This window comes from Paraburkholderia sp. NMBU_R16 (assembly GCF_013282575.1).
Lineage (GTDB): Bacteria > Pseudomonadota > Gammaproteobacteria > Burkholderiales > Burkholderiaceae > Trinickia.
Map to the genome: position 1 here is coordinate 1 of NZ_JAAAYE010000270.1, position 564 is coordinate 564.

1 pseudogene is annotated in these 564 nt (G+C 63.5%); it reads left to right on the forward strand.

What is annotated here, in order from left to right:
- Positions 1 to 178: 178 nt before the first annotated feature.
- A pseudogene (locus tag GWC77_RS28200) lies at positions 179 to 564 on the forward strand (IS21 family transposase); the annotation flags it as partial.

Here is a 564-nt window from a genome sequence, read left to right on the forward strand (position 1 = left end):
CCGGGACGTTTTCGGCATAAAGGAGCCACTTCGTTTCCGGCATATAGGAGCCAGTCGGTTTCCGGCATATAGGAGCCAGGGAAGGAGTCGAGCATCTCGATCGTGATGCTCATCGCAGGCTTAACTTGTGGGGCGTGATCCCCCAAGGGAGGCTGCGATGGGCCGACGGAGAATCGAGATGCATCAATATCGACAGGTTCTCGTGCGCATGCGCCACGGGGATTCCGAGCGCGAACTGGCGCGCTGTCGCTATATGGGCCGACGCAAGCTCGCCGCACTGCGAGAGTTGGCCGAACAACGCGGCTGGCTCAAGCCCGATGCGCCGTTGCCCGATGACGCCGAGATCGCCGCGGCGCTTGGGCCGCCGCACAAGGCTAGGTCCACTGTCTCCGGGCTTGAGGTCCACCGCTCATTGATCGCCTCATGGATCGAGCAGCAAGTGCCCGGCACCGCGATTCTGGCCGCGTTGCGGCGTGAGCACGGCTACACCGGCAGCTATTCGTCGGTTTATCGCATGATCGTTTCGATCAACGCGGGCCGCCCGCCCGAGGCCACCGTGCCGCT